This window comes from Amycolatopsis methanolica 239, from assembly GCF_000739085.1.
Classification (GTDB): Bacteria; Actinomycetota; Actinomycetes; order Mycobacteriales; family Pseudonocardiaceae; genus Amycolatopsis_E; species Amycolatopsis_E methanolica.
The window spans coordinates 860,424-881,053 of record NZ_CP009110.1; the positions used below are offsets into that span (position 1 = coordinate 860,424).

General features: G+C 71.4%; 16 protein-coding genes. 10 read left to right on the forward strand and 6 right to left on the reverse strand.

Annotation, left to right across the window (positions count from 1 at the left end; genetic code table 11):
• Positions 1-101: 101 nt before the first annotated feature.
• From AMETH_RS04250 to AMETH_RS04260, 3 genes are all read right to left on the reverse strand, one after another.
• Positions 102-1,742: a phospho-sugar mutase gene (locus AMETH_RS04250; protein WP_017986805.1), complete on the reverse strand. Its 1,641-nt coding sequence runs from the start codon at positions 1,740-1,742 to the stop codon at positions 102-104.
• Positions 1,739-2,530 (reverse strand): purine-nucleoside phosphorylase, encoded by a 792-nt coding sequence (locus AMETH_RS04255; protein ID WP_017986806.1) that lies wholly within the window; start codon positions 2,528-2,530, stop codon positions 1,739-1,741. Before AMETH_RS04255 ends, AMETH_RS04250 begins: the two co-directional genes overlap by 4 nt.
• 245 nt (positions 2,531-2,775) lie before the next feature.
• Positions 2,776-4,515 carry a serine/threonine-protein kinase gene (locus AMETH_RS04260; protein ID WP_017986807.1) on the reverse strand — a complete coding sequence of 580 codons (1,740 nt, stop codon included), beginning with the start codon at positions 4,513-4,515 and terminating at the stop codon, positions 2,776-2,778.
• Positions 4,516-4,642: 127 nt separating this feature from the next.
• On the opposite strand from AMETH_RS04260, the gene AMETH_RS04265 reads away from it, so the two are divergent.
• From AMETH_RS04265 to AMETH_RS04290, 6 genes are all read left to right on the forward strand, one after another.
• The gene (locus AMETH_RS04265; RefSeq protein ID WP_017986808.1) at positions 4,643-6,514 is read left to right on the forward strand and encodes a methylmalonyl-CoA mutase family protein; all 1,872 of its coding nucleotides are present in this window, start codon (positions 4,643-4,645) and stop codon (positions 6,512-6,514) included.
• Positions 6,514-8,682: a methylmalonyl-CoA mutase gene (gene scpA / locus AMETH_RS04270; RefSeq protein WP_017986809.1), complete on the forward strand. Its 2,169-nt coding sequence runs from the start codon at positions 6,514-6,516 to the stop codon at positions 8,680-8,682. Before AMETH_RS04265 ends, scpA begins: the two co-directional genes overlap by 1 nt.
• A 4-nt stretch (positions 8,683-8,686) precedes the next feature.
• The gene (meaB, locus tag AMETH_RS04275) at positions 8,687-9,670 is read left to right on the forward strand and encodes a methylmalonyl Co-A mutase-associated GTPase MeaB (protein WP_017986810.1); all 984 of its coding nucleotides are present in this window, start codon (positions 8,687-8,689) and stop codon (positions 9,668-9,670) included.
• Between the two features lie 42 nt (positions 9,671-9,712).
• Positions 9,713-10,003 carry a hypothetical protein gene (locus AMETH_RS04280; protein ID WP_017986811.1) on the forward strand — a complete coding sequence of 97 codons (291 nt, stop codon included), beginning with the start codon at positions 9,713-9,715 and terminating at the stop codon, positions 10,001-10,003.
• A 164-nt stretch (positions 10,004-10,167) separates the two neighbouring features.
• Entirely contained in the window at positions 10,168-11,463 is a 1,296-nt protein-coding gene (locus AMETH_RS04285) for a M20 family metallopeptidase (RefSeq protein WP_017986812.1), read from the forward strand.
• 176 nt (positions 11,464-11,639) lie between these two features.
• Positions 11,640-12,572, forward strand: a complete 933-nt coding sequence (locus AMETH_RS04290) for a DUF559 domain-containing protein (RefSeq protein ID WP_223843056.1) — start codon at positions 11,640-11,642, stop codon at positions 12,570-12,572.
• A gap of 124 nt (positions 12,573-12,696) precedes the next feature.
• Here AMETH_RS04290 and AMETH_RS04295 read toward each other — a convergent pair whose 3' ends face one another.
• A complete protein-coding gene (locus tag AMETH_RS04295) occupies positions 12,697-13,149 on the reverse strand; it encodes a gamma-glutamylcyclotransferase family protein (RefSeq protein WP_081617741.1) in 453 nt (150 codons plus the stop codon).
• A 99-nt stretch (positions 13,150-13,248) separates the two neighbouring features.
• On the opposite strand from AMETH_RS04295, the gene AMETH_RS04300 reads away from it, so the two are divergent.
• The 3 genes from AMETH_RS04300 (at position 13,249) to AMETH_RS04310 (ending at position 15,763) form a co-directional block, all read left to right on the forward strand.
• Entirely contained in the window at positions 13,249-14,652 is a 1,404-nt protein-coding gene (locus tag AMETH_RS04300; protein ID WP_017986815.1) for an NAD(P)H-quinone dehydrogenase, read from the forward strand.
• Positions 14,653-14,735: 83 nt separating this feature from the next.
• Positions 14,736-15,239, forward strand: a complete 504-nt coding sequence (locus AMETH_RS04305; protein ID WP_017986816.1) for a hypothetical protein — start codon at positions 14,736-14,738, stop codon at positions 15,237-15,239.
• Complete coding sequence (locus tag AMETH_RS04310) at positions 15,236-15,763, forward strand: class F sortase (RefSeq protein ID WP_017986817.1); 528 nt, start codon at positions 15,236-15,238, stop codon at positions 15,761-15,763. Before AMETH_RS04305 ends, AMETH_RS04310 begins: the two co-directional genes overlap by 4 nt.
• A gap of 124 nt (positions 15,764-15,887) precedes the next feature.
• Here the strand turns inward: AMETH_RS04310 and glpK are convergent, their stop codons facing one another.
• Entirely contained in the window at positions 15,888-17,393 is a 1,506-nt protein-coding gene (gene glpK / locus AMETH_RS04315; RefSeq protein ID WP_026153798.1) for a glycerol kinase GlpK, read from the reverse strand.
• Positions 17,394-17,444: 51 nt separating this feature from the next.
• Positions 17,445-18,431, reverse strand: coding sequence for an MIP/aquaporin family protein (locus tag AMETH_RS04320; protein ID WP_051079489.1), 987 nt, complete (start codon positions 18,429-18,431; stop codon positions 17,445-17,447).
• 151 nt (positions 18,432-18,582) lie between these two features.
• On the opposite strand from AMETH_RS04320, the gene AMETH_RS04325 reads away from it, so the two are divergent.
• Positions 18,583-20,295: a glycerol-3-phosphate dehydrogenase/oxidase gene (locus tag AMETH_RS04325; RefSeq protein WP_017986820.1), complete on the forward strand. Its 1,713-nt coding sequence runs from the start codon at positions 18,583-18,585 to the stop codon at positions 20,293-20,295.
• The last annotated feature ends 335 nt before the right edge of the window (positions 20,296-20,630 follow it).

Consider the following 20,630-nt stretch of genomic DNA (forward strand, 5'->3'; position numbering starts at 1 on the left):
TGATACTCGAGGCCCCGGTTGAGAACCGTCAAAGGTTCTCCCGGGGCCTCGAGCTTTTTGCGGTGCAGTGCTGTCCCTGACCAGGGGGCAGCACCGGACGGTCAAGCCAGCAGAGCCTCCACGTCGGCGCGCAACGCCGCCATCGTCGACGTCGCATCCACGCGCACCTCAGCCAGAGCCGCCTCATCCGGCACCGGCCGCGTCACCTGCAGGTAGCACTTCAACTTCGGCTCGGTGCCCGACGGGCGGATCACCACCCGCGACCCACCGCCGGCGATGCGCAACGCATCCGTCTGCGGCAACAGGTCCTCCACCTCGACGGCCGCCCCGGCCAGCTCCGCCGGCGGCGACTTCCTCAGGCGTGCCATGAGCTGCCCGCGGACCGACAGATCCGTCACCCGCAACGACACCTGGTCCGTCACGTACACCCCGTGCGCGACGGCCAGCCGGTCCAGCTCGTCGAGCAGCGACCGGCCCTCGGCCTTCAGCTTCGCGGCCACGTCGCACGCGAGGGTCGCCGCGGCGATGCCGTCCTTGTCCCGCACGAAGTCCGGGTTCACACACAGCCCCAGCGCCTCCTCATAGGCGAACACCAGCCCATCGCCGGACCGGGTCAGCCACTTGAAGCCCGTCAGCGTCTCCGCATACCGGGCGCCGTGGGCCCGGGCGATGTCGCCCAGCATCGCGGCCGACACGATCGTCGTCGCCACCAACGGGTCCGGGTTGCTCGTCGTCGACAGGACGTAGTCGCCGAGCAGGACTCCCGTTTCGTCCCCGCGGAGCATCCGCCACTGACCGGTCGCGTCCGGCACGCCGACAGCGCAGCGGTCCGCGTCCGGGTCCAGGGCGATGGCGAGGTCGGCGTCGACCTCCGCGGCCAGCGCGAGCAGCAGATCCGTCGCGCCCGGCTCTTCCGGGTTGGGGAAGGACACCGTCGGGAAGTCCGCGTCCGGGGCCGACTGCTCGGCCACGAGGTGCACGTCCGCGAACCCCGCCCGGGACAGCGCCTCGCGCAGGACCTCGGCGCCGACCCCGTGCAGGGCGGTCGCGGCGACCCGCAGCCCGCGGTGCGGCGACCGCGGGACCTGCGACACGCGGTACAGGTACTCGTCGAGGATCTCGTCGCCGAGCACGGTCGCCCCCGGTTTGCGGGGCACGCTGATCGCGCCGGGGGCCGCGGCGATCGCGGCCTCGATCTCGGCGTCGGCGGGCGGCACGATCTGGATCGCGACGTCGTCGTACAGCTTGTAGCCGTTGTCGGCAGGCGGGTTGTGCGACGCGGTGATCTGGATGCCCGCGGCCGCGCCGAGGTGCTTCGTCGCGAACGCCACCAGCGGGGTCGGCAGGGGGCGCGGCAGGACCCGGACGTCGAACCCGGCCGCGTGCAGCACCTCGGCGGCCGCGGTCGCGAACTCCTCCGAGCCGTGCCGGGCGTCCCGGCCGACGACGACGATCCCGCCGGCCTTGCCGTGCGCGGTCAGCCACGTCGCCACCCCGGCCGTGGTCCGGACGACGACGGCGGTGTTCATGCCGTTCGGTCCGGCCCGGACGGGGCCGCGCAACCCGGCGGTGCCGAACTCGAGCGGACCGGCCATCCGGTCGTCGAGGTCGGTCACCGCATCGGGGGCGCCGTTCATCGCAGCGGCGAGCACGGCCTGCAACTCCTGCCGCGCGGCCGCGTCCACGTCGTCGGCGATCCAGCGCATCGCGCGGTCGCGGAGTTCGGGGGTGAGGCGGCTCATGCGCGCGCGACGAGCCGGCGCAGCAGGGTGCCCATCTTCTCGGCCGACGCGCGTCCGGCCTCCAGGACTTCCTGGTGGCTCAACGGCTCACCGGTCATGCCCGCGGCCAGGTTGGTGACCAGGGACAGCCCGAACACCTCGACGCCGGCGGCACGGGCGGCGATCGCTTCGAGGACGGTCGACATGCCGACCAGGTCGGCGCCGAGCGTGCGCAGCATGCGGATCTCGGCGGGGGTCTCGAAGTGGGGCCCGGGCAGGCCCGCGTAAACGCCCTCGGTGAGGCTCGGGTCGATCTCACGCGCGAGGTCCCGCAGGCGGTGCGAGTACAGGTCGACGAGGTCGACGAAGTTCGCGCCGGTGATGGGGGAGGTCGCGGTCATGTTGAGGTGGTCGCAGATCAGCACGGGCTGGCCGACCTGGTAGTCGCCCCGCAACCCGCCGGCGGCGTTGGTGAGGAGAACCGACTTCACGCCCGCGGCGGCGGCGGTCCGGACGTTGTGCACCACGCGGCCCACGCCCTTGCCCTCGTACAGGTGGGTGCGGCCGAGGAGCACCAGGGTGCGCTTGCCGTCCACGTCCACGGAGCGGACGGTGCCACCGTGCCCGACGGCGGTCGGGGTCTCGAAGCCGGGCAGCTCGCCGAGCGGGATCTCCGCCTCGGGCTCGCCGATCACGTCCGCCGCGGGACGCCACCCGGAGCCCAGCACTACCGCGATGTCGTGCTTGGCGAACCCGGTGCGCTCCGCGATGGTGGCGGCAGCAGCCGACGCCACATCTTGTTCGGTCATGGAGCCATCTTCCCAGCGGCCTGCCACGGCCGTGCCCCAACCCAAGCTGGATGAACCACCCCGCGCCTTCGCGCGGAAAGCGCCTCACTGCGCCAATAGGTCACCTTTCGACCACCCCCGCCCCTCTCCCCGATTGTGTTTAGTCGCCGAGCAGCCGTGTCAAGGCGGGAAAGAGCACCTCGACACGGCCGGTCGGCGACTAAAGATCGGCTGTGGACCGGGGGCGGGGGAGGTCTGTGCCGCTGCTAGCCGGTCACCTGGAAGGTGGGCAGGATGCGGTCGTAGAGCGCGGTCTTCGCGGTCTCTTCCTGCTCCGTCGGCACGGTCACGCTCACCGCCCACAGGCTGGTGCCGTGCCTGAACACCTTCGCGTACGTCGTGCGGCTCACGGATCCCGCCGGGGCCCGGTCGATGGTCCGGTACATCAACGTCAGACCGTCCTGCTCGGCGAGCTTCGCCTGGTTGACCAGCTTGAACTCACCGTTCGAGCGGCTCTTCTCCAGCGCCTTCACGTAGTCGTCGATGTCGTTGCCGGGGAAGTACTTCGGAAAGTGGTTCACCGCCAGCATCTGCGAGCCGTCCGCCGAGACGAACTGGACCAGCGTCGACAGGGGCAGGTCGTCGCCGGCCTGGGAGCTCGTGAACCGCGTCCAGTCGGCAGGCACATCAACCGTGAAGGTGCCGTCCTGCGCTCCCTTGACGCTCGACGCCTCACCTGTGCGCCGCTCGAAGACCGTGGGCTGCGGGACCGACGGCGCGGACGTCTCGTCCCGCGACGGCGGCGCCACCGGCTGCGCCCCGATCACCCGCGCCGCGACGAAACCGCCGAACGCCGCAGCCACGAACAGCACCAGCGAAGCCACCACGAGCAACACCGTCGCCGTCGTGCCGCGGCCCGCCGCGGCAGGCGCGGCCAGCGTGGCAGCCGGGCGGGGTGCCGCGACTGTGCCGGTCGGCTGGGGCTCCCCGAACGGCAACGGCCCGGGATCGGCGGCCAGCTCGCTGCTCGCCTCCGCGCGGGGCGGGCCGAACGGCAACGGCCCGGGATCGGCCGCCAGCTCACCGCTCGCCTCCGCCGCACCGTCCTCCAGCACGGGGTTCGCCGAGATCTCCCGAGTGTCGGTGGCCTCCTCGCGCTGACCGCTTGCCGCGGCGAACATCTCCGGTCCGAACAGGACCCGCGGCGCCTTCTCCAGGATCGGATACAACTGCCGCCGCACCTGCGCCAGCGGCAACCGGTCCCGCGGCTCCTTCGCCATCAACGCGGTGATCAACGGCGCGAGCGGGCCCGGCGACGGCCGCGGCACCTCGCCCTTCACGACCTTCCCGATCGTCTCCAGCGGGTCGCCGTCCGCGTCGTACGGCGGGTGGCCCTCCACCGCGCAGAACAACGTCGCGCCCAGACCCCACAGGTCCGCGGCCGGGGTGACGGCTTTGCCGGAAGCCACCTCCGGGGCGATGTACGCCGGCGAACCGAGCGTCATACCGGTGCGGGTCATCGACGCGTCGGACACGTTCCGGGCGATGCCGAAGTCGGTGAGCTTGATCCGCCCGTCCTCGGCGACCAGCACGTTCCCCGGCTTCACGTCACGGTGGGTGATGCCCGCGTTGTGCGCGGCTCCCAGCGCCGCGGCCACCGCGTCACCCACCGCGGCGGCCTGCTCGACCGACAGCGACCCGTGGTCGCGGATCAGCTCGGCGAGGCTGTGCGACGGCAGCAGCTCCATCACGACGAACGGCTCGCCGTCCTGACGTGCGACGTCGTGCAGGGTGATCACGTTCGGGTGAGAAAGCACGGCGATGGCCCTGGCCTCGCGCAACGTCCGCTCGCGCAGCTCGTTCGCCTGGCCCGCGGTGACCCCGGGCGGGAGCAGGATCTCCTTCACCGCCACCGGCCGGTGCAGGAACTCGTCGTAGGCCGACCACACCGTGCCCATCGAGCCGGAGCCCAGCACGGAGCGCAGCCGGTACCGCCCGGCCACCACCCTGGTCTCCTCGCTCGAACTCACCACGGCACCATTGTTGCGGATGCGCGCTCGGTGACTGCGGGCGCTGCCGGGCCGCGAGCAGAGTCACAATCGTGCCCCTTGCCCGCCCCCTACCATCAGACCTATGACTCAGGCTGGGACAACGGCGCCCACCCCGGATTCACCGGACGAGCTGGCCCTCGCCGCCGAGTTCGGGACGCCGCGGCACGAGGACTGGCAACGCCTCGTCGCGGGGGTGCTGACGAAGAGCGGAGTGCTGCCGAAGGACTTCGACGGCGCCCCGGAAAGCCTCCTGACCAGCAAGACCTACGACGGCATCGAGATCCGGCCGCTCTACACCGCCGACGACGCCACCGCGCCCGCCGGGTTCCCCGGCCTGCCCCCGTACGTGCGGGGCGCGCGGGCCGAAGGCAACGTCGGCACCGGCTGGGACGTGCGCGTCCTGCACGGCGGCGCCGACGCGGCCGAGACCAACAAGGCCATCCTCGCCGACCTGGAGAACGGCGCCTCCTCGGTGTGGCTGCGCGTCGGTGGTGACGCACTGCCATTGGACGCCCTCGCCGACGCGCTCAACGAGGTCTACCTCGACCTCGCGCCGATCGTGCTCGACCCCGGCGCCGACTACGAGGCCGCCGCCGACGCGCTTCTCGGGCTCCTCGCCGAGAAGAACATCCCGGACAGCGAGGTCACCGGAACCATCGGCGCCGACCCGATCGCCCTGCGTGCCCGCACCGGCCGTCCGCACGCCACCGCCCCCGCCGCCGCGCTCGCCGCCCGCCTGTCCGCCAAGCACCCGAAGCTGCGCACGCTGGTCGTCAACGCCCTGCCTTACCACGAGGCGGGCGGGTCCGACGCGCAGGAACTCGGCGCCGCCATCGCCGCCGGGGTGGCCTACCTGCGGGCCCTCACCGACGCCGGACTGAGCGTGGACGCCGCCGCCGACCAGCTCGAGTTCCGCTTCGCCGCGACCGCCGACCAGTTCCTCACCATCGCCAAGCTGCGCGCCGCCCGCCGCCTGTGGGCGCGGGTGTGCGAGGTGTGCGGCGCGACCGCCGGCCGCGGCATGCGCCAGCACGCCGTCACCTCGCCCGCGATGTTCACCCGCCGCGACCCGTGGGTGAACATGCTGCGCACCACCGTCGCCTGCTTCGCCGCAGGTGTCGGCGGCGCGGACGCCGTCACCGTCCTGCCGTTCGACTTCGCGATCGGGCTGCCCGACGCGTTCTCCCGCCGAATCGCCCGCAACACCCAGTCGATCCTGCTGGAGGAATCGAAGCTGTCCGGCGTGATCGACCCGGCGGGCGGCTCCTGGTACGTGGAGAACCTGACCGACGCGCTGGCCAACGCGGCCTGGCGCGAGTTCACCGAGATCGAGCGCGAGGGCGGCATCGAGGCGGTGCTGGACTCCGGCGCCCTCGCGGCCCGGCTCGCGGAGACCTGGGAGGCGCGGCAGAAGCGCCTGGCCACCCGCAAGGACCCGATCACCGGGGTCAGCGAGTTCCCGGACCTGCACGAAAAAGCGGTCGAGCGCACCCCGGCTCCGTCCGTTGTGGACGAGGGCGGGCTGCCGCGGGTGCGGTACGCGCAGGCCTACGAGGAGCTGCGGGACCGCTCCGACGCGCACCTCGCCGCGACGGGTGAGCGGCCGAAGGTCTTCCTCGCCACGCTCGGCCCGGTCGCCGCGCACACCGCCCGCGCGACCTTCGCGTCCAACCTCCTCCAGGCGGGCGGCATCGAGCCGCTGAACCCGGGTGCGGTCGAGGACGTGGTCGCGGCCTTCCGCGAGAGCGGCGCGACGGTCGCCTGCCTCTGCGGCACCGACAAGCTTTACGCCGAGCACGCCGCGGACACCGCGCGTGCCTTGACGGACGCCGGCGCCGCGCGGGTGATCCTCGCGGGCAAGGGGCAGTACCCGGGCGTCGACACGTACGTGCACGCGGGCTGCGACGCCCTCGCCGCCCTGGCCGCCATCCTCGACACGCTGGGAGTGAAGTGATGGCCATCCCCGACTTCACCGACGTCGAACTCGGTATCCCCGACCCGGGCAGCCAGACCGACTGGGCCGAGGCGCTGCACTCGAGCACCGGCAAGGGCGCCGACGCCCTGACCTGGGAAACCCCCGAGGGCATCGGCATCAAACCGCTCTACACCGCCGAGGACACCACTGGTCTGGACTTCCTGCGCACGTACCCGGGCATCGCGCCGTTCCTGCGCGGCCCGTACCCGACGATGTACGTGAACCAGCCGTGGACGATCCGCCAGTACGCCGGGTTCTCCACCGCGTCCGAGTCCAACGCCTTCTACCGCCGCAACCTCGCGGCCGGGCAGAAGGGCCTGTCGGTCGCCTTCGACCTGGCCACCCACCGCGGCTACGACTCCGACCACCCGCGGGTCGCCGGGGACGTCGGCATGGCTGGCGTGGCGATCGACTCGATCTACGACATGCGGCAGCTGTTCGACGGCATCCCGCTGGACAAGATGAGCGTGTCGATGACCATGAACGGCGCGGTGCTGCCCGTCATGGCGCTCTACATCGTGGCGGCCGAGGAGCAGGGCGTGCGGCCCGAGCAGCTGGCCGGGACCATCCAGAACGACATCCTCAAGGAGTTCATGGTCCGCAACACCTACATCTACCCGCCGCAGCCGTCGATGCGGATCATCTCCGACATCTTCGCGTACACCTCGCAGCGGATGCCGCGGTTCAACTCGATCTCCATCTCCGGCTACCACATGCAGGAGGCCGGGGCGACCGCCGACCTGGAGCTGGCGTACACGCTGGCCGACGGCGTCGAGTACATCCGCGCCGGGATGGACGCGGGCCTGGAGGTCGACAAGTTCGCGCCGCGCCTGTCCTTCTTCTGGGCGATCGGCATGAACTTCTTCATGGAGGTCGCCAAGCTGCGGGCGGCCCGGCTGCTGTGGGCGAAGCTGGTCAAGCAGTTCTCGCCGAGATCCGAGAAATCGCTCTCGCTGCGCACGCACAGCCAGACGAGCGGCTGGTCGCTGACCGCGCAGGACGTGTTCAACAACGTCATCCGCACCTGCGTCGAGGCGATGGCCGCGACCCAGGGGCACACGCAGTCGCTACACACCAACGCGCTCGACGAGGCGCTGGCCCTGCCGACCGACTTCTCCGCGCGCATCGCCCGCAACACCCAGCTGCTGCTGCAGCAGGAGTCCGGCACCACCCGCGTGATCGACCCGTGGGGCGGCAGCGCGTTCGTCGAGAAGCTGACCTACGACCTGGCCCGCAAGGCGTGGGGCCACATCAGCGAGGTCGAGTCGGCGGGCGGCATGGCCCGCGCCATCGACGCCGGCATCCCGAAGCTGCGCATCGAGGAGGCCGCGGCCCGCACCCAGGCGCGGATCGACTCCGGCCGCCAGCCGGTGATCGGCGTGAACAAGTACCAGGTGGTCGACGACGAGCAGATCGACGTGCTCAAGGTCGACAACGCCGGGGTGCGCGCGCAGCAGCTGGAGAAGCTGCGGCGGCTGCGTGAGGAGCGCGACGAGGACGCCACGCAGGACGCGCTGCGCCGTCTCACCGCCGCCGCGGAAGGCTCGGGCAACCTGCTGGAGCTGGCCGTCGACGCGGCCCGCGCGAAAGCGACGGTCGGGGAGATCTCCGACGCGCTGGAGAAGGTGTGGGGCCGCCACGCCGGGCAGATTCGTACGATCTCCGGGGTGTACCGCGACGAGGTCGGGAAATCCGGGAACGTGGAGAAGGCACGCGCGCGGGTCGAGGCGTTCGCCGAGGCCGAGGGGCGCCGTCCGCGCATCCTCGTCGCCAAGATGGGCCAGGACGGGCACGACCGCGGCCAGAAGGTGATCGCCACGGCGTTCGCCGACCTCGGCTTCGACGTCGACGTCGGCCCGCTGTTCTCCACGCCGGCCGAAGTCGCGCGCCAGGCGATCGAGGCGGACGTGCACGTCGTCGGCGTGTCCTCGCTGGCCGCCGGTCACCTGTCCCTGGTGCCCGCGCTGCGCGAGGAGCTGGCCCAGCTCGGGCGCGAGGACATCATGATCGTGTGCGGCGGCGTCATCCCGCCGCAGGACTACGACGAGCTGCGGGCCGCGGGCGCGTCGGCGATCTTCGGGCCGGGCACGGTCATCGCGGACGCCGCGCTGGACCTGCTCGACCAGCTCGAGCAGCGGGAGTCCTGAGCCCTTGCCGCGCAAGATCGACGTCGGTGCCTACGCCAAGGGTGTCCTCGCGGGCGACCGCGGCACCCTGTCCAGGGCGATCACACTGGTCGAGTCCCAGCGGGCGGACCACCGGCAGCTCGCCCAGGAGCTGCTGGTCGAGCTGCTGCCACACGCCGGCGGCGCGCGGCGCGTCGGGATCACGGGCGTGCCCGGTGTCGGCAAGTCGACCTTCATCGACCAGCTCGGCACCGACCTGACCGAGTCCGGCCACCGGGTCGCGGTGCTCGCCGTCGACCCGTCGTCGACCCGGACCGGCGGCAGCATCCTCGGCGACAAGACCCGCATGGCGCGGCTGGCCAACGACCCGGCCGCGTTCATCCGGCCGTCGCCGACGTCCGGCACGCTCGGCGGCGTCGCCCGCGCCACCCGCGAGACGATCGTGCTGATGGAGGCCGCCGGGTACGACGTCGTGCTGGTCGAGACCGTCGGCGTCGGGCAGTCCGAGGTGACCGTGGCGAACATGGTCGACTGCTTCCTGTTCCTGACGCTGGCCCGCACCGGCGACCAGTTGCAGGGCATCAAGAAGGGCGTGCTGGAGCTCGCCGACGTGATCGCGGTAAACAAGGCCGACGGCGAGCACGAGCGCGACGCCAAACGCGCCGCGCGGGAACTGGCCGGGGCGCTGCGGATGATCTACGGCCCGGACGCCGCGTGGACCCCGCCGGTGCTGACCTGCAGTGGGCTCAACGACATCGGCCTGGACACGGTGTGGCAGCAGATCGAGCGGCACCGCGAAACCCTGGCGGGATCCGGCGAGCTGGACCGCAAGCGCAAGCAGCAGCAGGTCGACTGGACCTGGGCGATGGTGCGCGAACAGCTGCAGGCCCGCCTCGCCGAGCACCCCGGTGTGAAAGCGCTGGTACCCGAGGTCGAGGAGGACGTCCGGGAGGGCAGGCTCACCGCCACGCTGGCGGCGCAGAAGATCTTGGACGCCTTCTCCGCGTGAGTCTCCTTGTTGACGGGTAACGGAACCGGCACACTGGGCAGCATGGTCAAGGTGCGTGCCGTGCTGGCGGGTCTGATGCTGACGACGATGGTCACGTTCGCCGTGCCCACCGCGCCCGCGCTCGCCGCGCCGGTCTCCGTGCACGTCGCCGCCGGCGTGGTGGCGCAGCAGACCACGGACCCCGGGCCGCGCATCAACCCCGACGAGAACAGCAAGGCCAACCAGGAGAAGACGAAGAACAAGATCATCGTCGGGGTGCTCGCCGCGGTGCTCGCCGCCATCGTCCTCTGGGGACGGAGCGTGCGGCGCAAGAAGCGCAAGGCCTCCAGCTGACCGCACGCGGCGCATTCGGTTACGCCGTATTCCGTAGTGCCGCTCGCCGCAGATCCACTACCGGCCGTCGCTCAGCGTGAGATCCGGTTCGAAGATTGCTCCTTGCATGGTGCAGGATTGCGTCAAATGGGTTACGTAGTTCTCGGTGTGTATGGAGGTGCGGCGTGACCGTGCTGGACTCCCGCCCGGAGGTGCCCGGTGATCACGGTGGTCGCCCTACCTCGTTCGAGGCGCCGCACGCGCTGATCACGGCGGATGGCGTCAGCATGGCTCCCGTGACCGATCTCGGTGCGGGCCGGGGCCCCTTCTGGCTGGACGAGTGGCTCGAGCGCGGCGGTACGGACCTCGTCGCCTGGCGCCGTCACATCCACGCCCACCCGGAACTGGCGCGCCACGAGTTCGCGACCACCGAGCTGATCTGCGACGTCCTGCGCTCGGCCGGGCTGGACCCCGAGATCTTGCCCGGCGGCACCGGTGTGGTGTGCGACGTCGGATCGGGTGACCGCTGCGTCGCGCTGCGGGCCGACATCGACGCGCTGCCGCTCACCGAGGCGACCGGCCTGCCCTACTCGTCGACGGTGGACGGTGCCGCGCACGCCTGCGGGCACGACGCGCACACCGCGATCCTGCTCGGCGCGGCCAAGGCCCTCGCGTCGGCGCCCGAGCTGCCCGGCCGCGTGCGGCTGATCTTCCAGCCCGCCGAGGAGGTCATGCCCGGCGGCGCGCTCGACGTGATCACCGCGGGTGGTCTCGACGGCGTCGACCGGATCTTCGGCCTGCACTGTGACCCGCGGGTCGAGGTCGGCAAGATCGGCACCCGCGTCGGCGCGCTGACCTCGGCCGCAGACCTGATCGAGCTGCGCCTGACCTCGCCCGGCGGGCACACCTCCCGGCCGCACCTCACCGCCGACCTGGTGCACGCGCTGGGCGTCGCGATCACCTCGCTGCCGTCGCTGCTGTCCCGGCGGGTCGACCCGCGGTCCGGCACCGTGCTGGTGTGGGGCGCGGTGCACGCCGGGCAGGCCGCCAACGCGGTGCCCGAGGAGGGCGTGCTGCGGGGCACGCTGCGGACGGCCGACCACGAGGTGTGGAAGGCGCTGGAGCCGCTCGTCCGGTCGTCGGTGGAGTCGCTGCTGACGCCCTACGGGGTCGGCTTCGAGCTGGACTACCGCCGCGGGGTGCCGCCGGTCGTCGGCGACGAGGACAGCACGTCGCTGCTGCGCGCCGGCATCGAGGCGGCCCTCGGCGACGATGCGGTGACCGGTACGGAACAGTCGTCCGGCGGCGAGGACTTCGCCTGGTACCTGGAGCACGTGCCGGGCGCCTTCTGCCGCCTCGGCGTGTGGTCCGGCGAGGGCGACCAGCGCGACCTGCACCGCCCCACCTTCGAACTGGACGAGCGCGCGCTGCACGTCGGCGTCCGCGTCCTGGTCCACACCGCCCTGGCCGCCCTGGCCTGACCGCCGTCCGCGACGCCGGCCGCCGTGTTTGCCCCTCCCGACAGCGTGTTGGCCGTTCCGGGCGGCGTGTTGGCCGCTGGGCGCGCCGAGTTTGCCGAAACGACCGCCACCGCCTTGCCCGGCAGTTGTCCACAGGCGCTCCAGTTATCCACAGATTGCCGGCGCGGTCACTATTCGTGGCTGAACAGGCGCAATCTGTCTCCATGTTCGGAATACCTGACACAGAACACGGCGCGGCGCGCCGAAGCGATTTGATCGACGCTCTCGGCGAGCGAACCCTCCGCGGAGCACTGCGGGACAAAGTGCTCATCCACTTGTGGCGCGGAGTGATCATCGACGCGCGGCGTGCACTGGACCCGCTGACCCGCGCGGCCGCGGCCGTCCTCGCCGGGGGCCCGGAGGCGGTGCTCTCGCACCACACTGCCGCATGGCTGCACGGATGCACCGCGGCGCGGTCCAACCAGATCCACGTGACCGTGCCCTACTCCGTCTGGGTGCGGTCGAAGACCGGGTTGGTGGTTCACCACGACAGGTTCGACCGCGGAGACGTCGTCGAGCTGCAGGGCTTGCCGGTGTTCGCGCTCGAGCCTGTTCTCGCGGATCTCCTGTGCACCGAAGACAGGTGGAAGGCGCTCGCCTGCCTGGACCAGGCGTTGAACGAGCAGTCGCCGCACGAGGTCGCGGACTTCCGGAAGGAGGTCGACCGGCGGCTGGTGGAGAGGGACGACCGGCGCGGGATCCGCAATGCGGAGGCGTTGATCGTCTTGGGAACGACAGGTGCCGAGTCGCCCCAGGAGAGCCGGTTGCGGCTGACGATCATCGACGCCGGCTTTCCGATCCCCACAACGCAACATCCGATCACCACCCTGCAGGGTGAGTTGATCTACCGCTTGGATCTGGCTTGGGCGGAATTGCGGATCGGAGTGGAGTACGACGGGTACGAAGCGCACGAGGGCCGGGAGCTGCACGACGCGACGCGTGATGACCGGTTGAGCAGCCGGGGCTGGCGGATCATCCGGGTCAGGAAGGACGACCTCGTCGATCCCTCGCGGTTCCTGGCCGAATTGCGGGAGGCTTTCCGCGAACGCGGCTACCGGATATATCCGTGAGCGGCCAACACGGTGCCGGGAGGGGCCAACACGGTGCCGGGAGGGGCGAACACGGTGCCGGGAGGGGCGAACACGGTGCCTGGAGGGGCGAACACGGTGCCGGGAGGGGCCAACGCGCGGGGGGTCAGGATGTGATGCCGCGGCAGGGGCGGGTTCGCAGGTCGTCCACGTAGTCCGTCGGCGCGCCTGCCGCCTCGGCGGCGTCGGCGAGCACGCCCAGGTACCGGGCCGACGGCAGACCGCCCTCGTAGGCGTCCAGCACGTACAGCCAGGCCAGCGCGGAGCCGTCCATCGTCTGCACGCGCAGCCGGATCTTGTTGTGCATGCCCAGCTCGCCGCCTTCCCAGCGGTCGAGCAGCGCCTCGTCGAGCGGCGTCACGTCGTACAGCACGACGAAGACCCGGGAGCCCGGGTCTTCGACGATGGTCGCCAGGGCGCCTTCCCAGCCGAGGTCCTCGCCTCCGAAGGTCAGCCGCCACCCCTCCAGCCAGCCCGTGCCGGCCATGGGCGAATGCGGCGCCCGCTCCATCATCTGATTCGGATCCATGTTGGACCCGTAGGCGGCATACAACGGCACGCGCACAGCCTAGCCGCCCATCGCTCACCCGACCGGACGTACTCCAGGTGTCGCCGCCTAAGGTTGTGGATGAGGTGCGCGTAAGGAGGAGGAGACCACGTGACCAGGATCGTGATCATGGGCGGCGGACCGGCGGGCTACGAGGCGGCGCTGGTGGCCGCACAGCACGGCGCCGACGTCACGATCGTCGAGAAGGAAGGGCTCGGCGGCGCGTGCGTGCTCTACGACTGCGTCCCGTCGAAGACGTTCATCGCCTCCTCCGGCGCCCGCGCGAACATGCACGGCCTCGGTGAGCTGGGGATCATCACCGACATGGCCGACACGAGCGTCGACCTGCGCACGGTGCACGGCCGGGTCAAGGGCCTCGCGCTCGCCCAGTCCGCCGACATCCGCGCCCGCGTGCAGCGCGAAGGTGTGAAGATCCTCACCGGTGAGGGCCGGTTCGACGACGACGAGCCCGGCCTGGCCACCCACAAGGTCCGCGTCATGAAGGCCACCGGCGACGTCGACGTGCTCGACGCCGACGTCGTCCTGATCGCCACCGGCGCCACGCCGCGCGTGCTGCCCGGCGCGGTGCCCGACGGCGAGCGCATCCTCGACTGGCGCCAGCTCTACGACCTGCCGGAACTGCCCGAGCACCTGGTCGTGGTCGGGTCCGGGGTGACCGGTGCCGAGTTCGCCTCCGCCTACACCGAGATGGGCGTCAAGGTCACCCTCGTCTCCAGCCGTGACCGCGTCCTGCCGCACGAGGATGCGGACGCCGCCGCCGTGCTGGAGGAGGTGTTCGCCCAGCGCGGCAACACCGTCGTCAAGCACGCGCGGGCCGAGCGGGTCGAGCGCACCGAGAAGGGCGTCGAGGTCCACCTGCAGGACGGCCGGATCATCGAGGGCACCCACGCGCTGATGACCGTCGGCTCCGTGCCCAACACCAAGGACATCGGCCTGGAACGGGTCGGCATCGAGCCCGGCCCCGGCGGGTTCATCACCGTCGACCGGGTGTCCCGCACCAGCGTCCCCGGCATCTACGCGGCAGGCGACTGCACCGGCGTGCTGATGCTCGCGTCGGTGGCCAGCATGCAGGGCCGGATCGCGATGTGGCACGCGCTCGGCGAGGGCGTGGCGCCGATCAAGCTGAAGACGGTCGCCGCGAACGTGTTCACCCACCCGGAGATCGCGACCGTCGGCATCAGCCAGAGCGCGATCGACTCCGGCGAGGTCCCCGCCCGGACCATCATGCTGCCGCTGGCGACCAACGCGCGGGCGAAGATGGAGGGTCTGCGCCGCGGTTTCGTGAAGCTGTTCTGCCGCCCGGCGACCGGCGTGATCGTCGGTGGCGTGGTGGTGGCGCCGACGGCGAGCGAGCTGATCTTGCCCATCGCGCTGGCGGTGCAGAACCAGCTGACGGTCGACCACCTGGCGCTCACCTTCGCGGTGTACCCGTCGCTGTCCGGCTCCATCACGGAGGCCGCGCGGCAGCTGATGCGGCACGACGACCTGGACTGATGTCACGGTTGGGTGTCGGGGGCCAACCCCGGTGCCCGGCGGCGCGCCTTAAGGGCCATCAGCCCTACCGCCGTGAGGCCGCCATGAGAACAACCGCCATCGTCGCCGGCATCTTCGCGACCCTGGTCGCCGCCACGCCGGCGTTCGCGCAGACCACCACCACTTCGCCGGAGGAAACCACCTCGGCGGAGGAAACCACTTCGGCTCCGATTCCCACCTGGTTGAAGCTGTCCGCGTACAGCGGGCACGCCGGCGAGCGGGTCTCGGTCGCCGCCGCCTGCGAGGCCGAAGCCAGTCCACTCACCACTCGAGCCCTGCGGGTGACGCAACCGCTTGCGGCGAACGCGGAGGGGCATCAGCCGTGGGCGTTGTTCGCCGAAACGGTGATCCGCGATGTGCCGGAAGGCTCCTATCCGGTGTCGTTCCACTGCGGTGAGGAACCGGTGACCGTCTACTTCACTGTGCTCGACCGGGATTCCTCGCCCGCGCCGGGAAAGCCGGATCGGGGCTCCGCGCCGAGCCCGGGGCAGACGCGGGTCGTGCCGCGGGGCGCGCCGCAGACCGGTGACGGGTCGCTGGCGCCGTGATCCGGGCGGTGTTCGCCGCGGTGCTGGGCCTGCTTCTGCTGTGCGGTTGCGCCGCATCGCCGGAGCAGACCCGGCCGGTCGCGGATCCCGTCGCCGTGGAGATCCCGGCGATCGGGGCGCGCTCGACGCTGATCCCGTTGGGGCTCAACGAGGACGGGACCGTGCAGACCCCGCCGGTGACCTCGCCCGGGCAAGCGGGCTGGTATTCGCACGGCCCGGCGCCGGGCGAACCCGGGCCCGCGGTGATCCTGGGACACGTCGACGGCAACCGGCAGCCGGGGATTTTCGCGCGGTTGAAAGAACTTTCGCCCGGCGACCGGGTTGAGGTGTCGCGTGTGGACGGTTCACGGGCGGGTTTCGTGGTGATCCGCTTGGAGCGGGTGCCGAAAGCGGAGTTCCCGACCGCCGCGGTGTACGGCGACACGGCCGGGCCGGAGTTGCGGCTCATCACGTGCGGCGGCGTGTTCGACCGGGCCACGCGCAGTTATCGGGACAGCGTGATCGTGTACGCCGTTCTCGGCTGACCCGTTTTGTCGAGGGTGGCCCTGCCGCCGCTCACCGCAGGGCGCGGCGGCAGGGCGCGCCCGGGTGCGGCGCGCGCCCTCCGCTGAAACCCCGCCGGGCAAGGAAAACGCGCGCCGCGATCTGTCACTCCACCCAGTCGAAGGTCTTCGTCACCGCCTTCTTCCAGTTGTGGTACTGCGCCTCGCGGTGCTGGGCGTCCATCGATGGGTTCCACTCCTTGTCCTGGGCCCAGTTGTTGCGGATGTCGTCCTCGCTCGCCCAGAACCCCACCGCCAGGCCGGCGGCGTACGCGGCGCCGAGGGCCGTTGTCTCCGCCACCACAGGGCGGATCACCGGGACATCCAGGATGTCGGCCTGGAACTGCATCAACAGCTCGTTCACGACCATCCCGCCGTCGACCTTAAGCGACTTCAGCGGCACGCCAGAGTCCGCGTTCATCGCCTCGATCACCTCGCGCGTCTGGAACGCCGTCGCCTCCAGGACAGCTCGCGCGATGTGCCCCTTGTTCACGTAGCGCGTCAACCCGGCGATCACGCCTCGCGCGTCAGACCGCCAGTACGGCGCGAACAGGCCCGAGAACGCCGGCACGAAGTACGCCCCGCCGTTGTCCTCCACCGTGCGTGCCAGCTCCTCGATCTCGGCAGCGGTGCTGATGATCCCGAGGTTGTCCCGCAGCCACTGCACCAGCGAACCGGTCACCGCGATGGAGCCCTCCAGCGCGTAGATCGTCTCGTTCGACCCGATCTTGTAGCAGACCGTCGTGAGGAGGCCGTTCTCTGACATCACCTTCTCCGTGCCCGTGTTCAGCAGGACGAAGTTGCCGGTGCCGTAGGTGTTCTTGGCTTCGCCTGGCGACAGGCACGCCTGCCCGAACGTCGCGGCCTGCTGGTCGCCCAGGATGCCGGCGATCGGCACACCCGACAGCACCCCGCGCGGGCGCACCTTGCCGTACTCCTCGGACGACGAACGGATCTCCGGCAGCATCGACATGGGAATCCCCAGGTCCGCCGCGATGTCCGCGTCCCAGCTCAGCGTGTCCAGGTCCATCAGCAGGGTGCGCGACGCGTTCGTCGGGTCCGTCACGTGCACCCCGCCGTCCGGACCGCCGGTCATGTTCCACACGGTCCAGGTGTCCATGTTGCCGAACACCAGATCGCCGGCCTCCGCGCGTTCCCGCGCGCCGTCGACGTTGTCCAGGATCCACTTGACCTTCGGCCCGGAGAAGTACGTCGCCAGCGGCAGACCCGTCTTCGGCCGGTACCGCTCCTGGCCGCCGCCGAGCTCGCCGAGCTGGTCGACGATCCGGTCGGTGCGGGTGTCCTGCCAGACGATCGCGTTGTAGACCGGCTTGCCCGTCTTCCGGTCCCACACCAGCGCCGTCTCGCGCTGGTTCGTGATGCCGACCGCGGCGATGTCCCCGGCTTGCAGGTCGGCTTTGGCGAGCGCGCCCGCGGTGACCGCGCGCGTGTTCTCCCAGATCTCTTCCGCGTTGTGCTCGACCCACCCGGCCTGCGGGAAGATTTGCTCGTGCTCCCGCTGGTCGACGGCGATCACCCGGCCGGAATGGTCGAAGATCATCGCCCGCGTCGATGTGGTGCCCTGGTCGATTGCGGCGACATATGAGGCCATGGGACTCCTCCCGTTGATTTGCCTGCCTATGGGCTGTTCGCTTCGCTGCACCTACCGCCCGGACCGGGTCTGGTCCGTCTCGGGCAGCACGTCCCCCTCGGCCCGGGCACCGTCGCCCGCCTCGCCGTCGGCGGAGCCGGGAACGCGGCCGGGCGGCGGCGTCGGCTCGGCATCCGGCGCCGGCCGGACGGCCAGCACGCTGCCGATGAAGAAGTCGTAGACCAGCACACCGACCACCCCGCCGACGAGCGGTCCGACTATCGGAATCCACCAGTACCAGCTGAACCAGTCCCCGTTGCCGGGGAAGGCCGCGTCCCCCCACCCAGCGACGAACGCCAGCAGCCGGGGCCCGAAGTCGCGGGCCGGGTTGATCGCGTACCCGGCGTTCGTCCCGTAGGTGAGGCCGATCGCGACCACGACCAGGCCGACCACGAACGGTGCGAGGTTGGCCGACGGTGGTTGGTTGCGGGCGTCGATGAGCGCCGCGATGATGGCGACGAGGATCGCCGTCCCGACGATCTGGTCGACCAGCGGCCCCCACACCCCGTCGCCGAAGTACTTCGCGGGGAACGTCGCGAAGATCGAGAACGTGCCCACCGAACCGTCCCGGCCCGTGGGCGGGTTCTGCGACGCGAGGAACGCGTCGATCGCGTCGTGGTACACCGCCAGGACCAGTGCTGCGCCGGCGAACGCGCCGACCACCTGGGCCGCCCAGTAGGGCAGGACCTTCGCCCAGGGGAACTTGCGGCGGACGGCCCAGGCCAGGGTCACCGCCGGATTGATGTGAGCCCCGCTGACCCCGCCCGCGACGTAGACGGCGAAGACCACCGCGAGGCCCCAGCCCCACGCGATGATCAGCCAGTTGGCGGGCCCGAAGTCGCCGGTTTGCCTGCCCGAGCCCGGCAGGCCGACCACGGCGACGGCCACGGATCCGCAACCGAGGATGATGAGGATCGCGGTGCCGAGGAACTCGGCCAGTAGCTCGCCCGCCGTGGTCTGCCGCATCCTCGTCCAGGGACGGGCTGTCCGGTCGGTCATGACACACCTCCCAATGCGCGAGACGACGTTGTCCCGAACGTCACATGGTGCTCGCCCATCGACCGGACGACAAGCGCTTGCGCGGTGAGGACGTGCGGAAACGTGTCATGCTGGGTGGGTGCAGCGGACGTTCACGAGGGAAGGAACCGGAGTGACTGAGGCGAAGCTGGGGCCGGAGGCGAGGGAGGAGACCTGGCGGCGGCTCGGTGCGGAGACGTTCGACCTCGTGGTGATCGGCGGCGGGGTGGTCGGCGCGGGCACCGCGCTCGACGCGGCCACCCGCGGCCTGCGGGTCGCCCTTGTCGAGGCCCGTGACCTGGCGTCCGGCACGTCGAGCCGGTCGAGCAAGCTCTTCCACGGCGGCCTGCGGTACCTCGAACAGCTGGAGTTCGGCCTCGTCCGCGAGGCGCTGCGCGAGCGCGAGCTGATGCTCACCCGCATCGCGCCGCACCTGGTGAAGCCGGTCAGCTTCCTGTACCCGCTGCGGCACCGCGTCTGGGAACGTCCCTACACCGCGGCCGGCCTGTTCCTGTACGACACGATGGGCGGCGCGCGGTCGGTGCCCGGGCAGAAGCACCTCACCCGTGCGGGCGCACTTCGACTGATCCCCGCGCTCAAACGCGACGCCCTGATCGGGGGAATCCGGTACTACGACTCGCAGGCCGACGACGCCCGCCACACCATGACCGTCGCTCGCACCGCCGCGCACTACGGCGCGGTGGTCCGCACCAGCACGCAGGTCGTCGGTTTCCTGCGGGAGGCCGACCGGGTGTCCGGCGTGCGCGTGCGCGACGTGGAGGACGGGCGCGAGACAGAGGTCCACGCCAACGCGGTCATCAACTGCACCGGGGTCTGGACCGACGAGCTGCAGCGTCTGTCCGGCAGTCGCGGCCGGTTCCGGGTGCGCGCGAGCAAGGGCGTGCACATCGTGGTGCCGCGGGACCGGATCGTGTCGGAGTCCGGGCTGATCCTGCGCACCGAGAAGTCCGTGTTGTTCGTGATCCCGTGGCGCAACCACTGGATCGTCGGCACGACCGACACCGACTGGCACCTCGACCTGGCGCACCCCGCGGCCACCAAGAACGACATCGACTACATCCTCGAGCACGTCAACTCGGTGCTCGCGACGCCGCTGACGCACGACGACATCGAGGGGGTCTACGCCGGACTGCGCCCGCTGCTGGCCGGGGAGAGCGAGGAGACCTCGAAGCTCTCCCGCGAGCATGCCGTGGCGCGGGTGGCGCCCGGGCTGGTGGCGATCGCGGGCGGCAAGTACACGACGTACCGGGTGATGGCCGCGGACGCGGTCGACGCCGCCGCGCCCGACCTGCCCGGCCGGCTGCAGCCGTCCATCACCGACAAGGTGCCGCTGCTCGGCGCCGACGGCTACCACGCGCTGGTCAACCAGGCCGACCACCTCGCCGCGCAGCACGGCCTGCATCCGTACCGGGTCCGGCACCTGCTCGACCGGTACGGCTCGCTCGTGCACGAGGTGCTGGCTCTCGGCGACGGCAAACCGGACCTGCTGCGGCCGATCGAGCACGCCCCGGACTACCTCGGGGTCGAGGCGGTGTACGCGGCCAGCCACGAGGGCGCGCTGCACCTGGAGGACATCCTCGCCCGGCGCACGCGCATCTCGATCGAGTACCCGCACCGCGGTGTGGACTGCGCCGAGGGAGTGGCGCGGATGGTCGCGGACGTGCTGGGCTGGTCCGAGGAGACGGTCCGGCGCGAGGTCGAGGTGTACACCGCGAGGGTGGCCGCGGAGCGGGACTCGCAGACGCAGCCGAGCGACGAGGCGGCCGACGAGCGGCGGTCCAGCGCGCCGGAGGCGCGGGCCCGGTTGACCGCGCCGGTGGGGTGAGGCTTCGCGCCTGAGGGGGCATGGATGGGGCGCCCGATGCCGAGCCCAGGCCGGTCGCGGCTGGGCTGGCGCTGGGGCTGAGCGGTGCGGCGCGGCTGACAAGCATGGTCAGGCGTGGGGGCTGCGGCTTGCCGTGGAGGCCCGGGCGCCGCAGGCTGGTGGGAGTCGGCGGTCGCGCCGCGAGTGCGGCGCGTGAGTGCGGGCGTTGACCGCGGGCAGGTTGGCGGCTGTGGCCGCGGCCTCGCCGCGATGGGGCTGGTGGGAGTTGGTGGGCGCGCCAGGAGCGCGGCGGGGGGTGGCCCGCGTGGCCTTGCCGCGAATCGGCCTTCTAGGGC

Bases quoted from the DNA above. Each gene is read 5' to 3' on its own strand.
- scpA (WP_017986809.1), top strand. From the start codon at position 6,514: ATGGCCATCCCCGACTTCACCGACGTCGAACTCGGTATCCCCGACCCG.
- AMETH_RS04305 (WP_017986816.1), top strand. From the start codon at position 14,736: ATGAGAACAACCGCCATCGTCGCCGGCATCTTCGCGACCCTGGTCGCC.
- AMETH_RS04280 (WP_017986811.1), top strand. From the start codon at position 9,713: ATGGTCAAGGTGCGTGCCGTGCTGGCGGGTCTGATGCTGACGACGATG.
- AMETH_RS04265 (WP_017986808.1), top strand. From the start codon at position 4,643: ATGACTCAGGCTGGGACAACGGCGCCCACCCCGGATTCACCGGACGAG.
- AMETH_RS04320 (WP_051079489.1), bottom strand. From the start codon at position 18,431: ATGACCGACCGGACAGCCCGTCCCTGGACGAGGATGCGGCAGACCACG.
- glpK (WP_026153798.1), bottom strand. From the start codon at position 17,393: ATGGCCTCATATGTCGCCGCAATCGACCAGGGCACCACATCGACGCGG.
- AMETH_RS04255 (WP_017986806.1), bottom strand. From the start codon at position 2,530: ATGACCGAACAAGATGTGGCGTCGGCTGCTGCCGCCACCATCGCGGAG.
- AMETH_RS04250 (WP_017986805.1), bottom strand. From the start codon at position 1,742: ATGAGCCGCCTCACCCCCGAACTCCGCGACCGCGCGATGCGCTGGATC.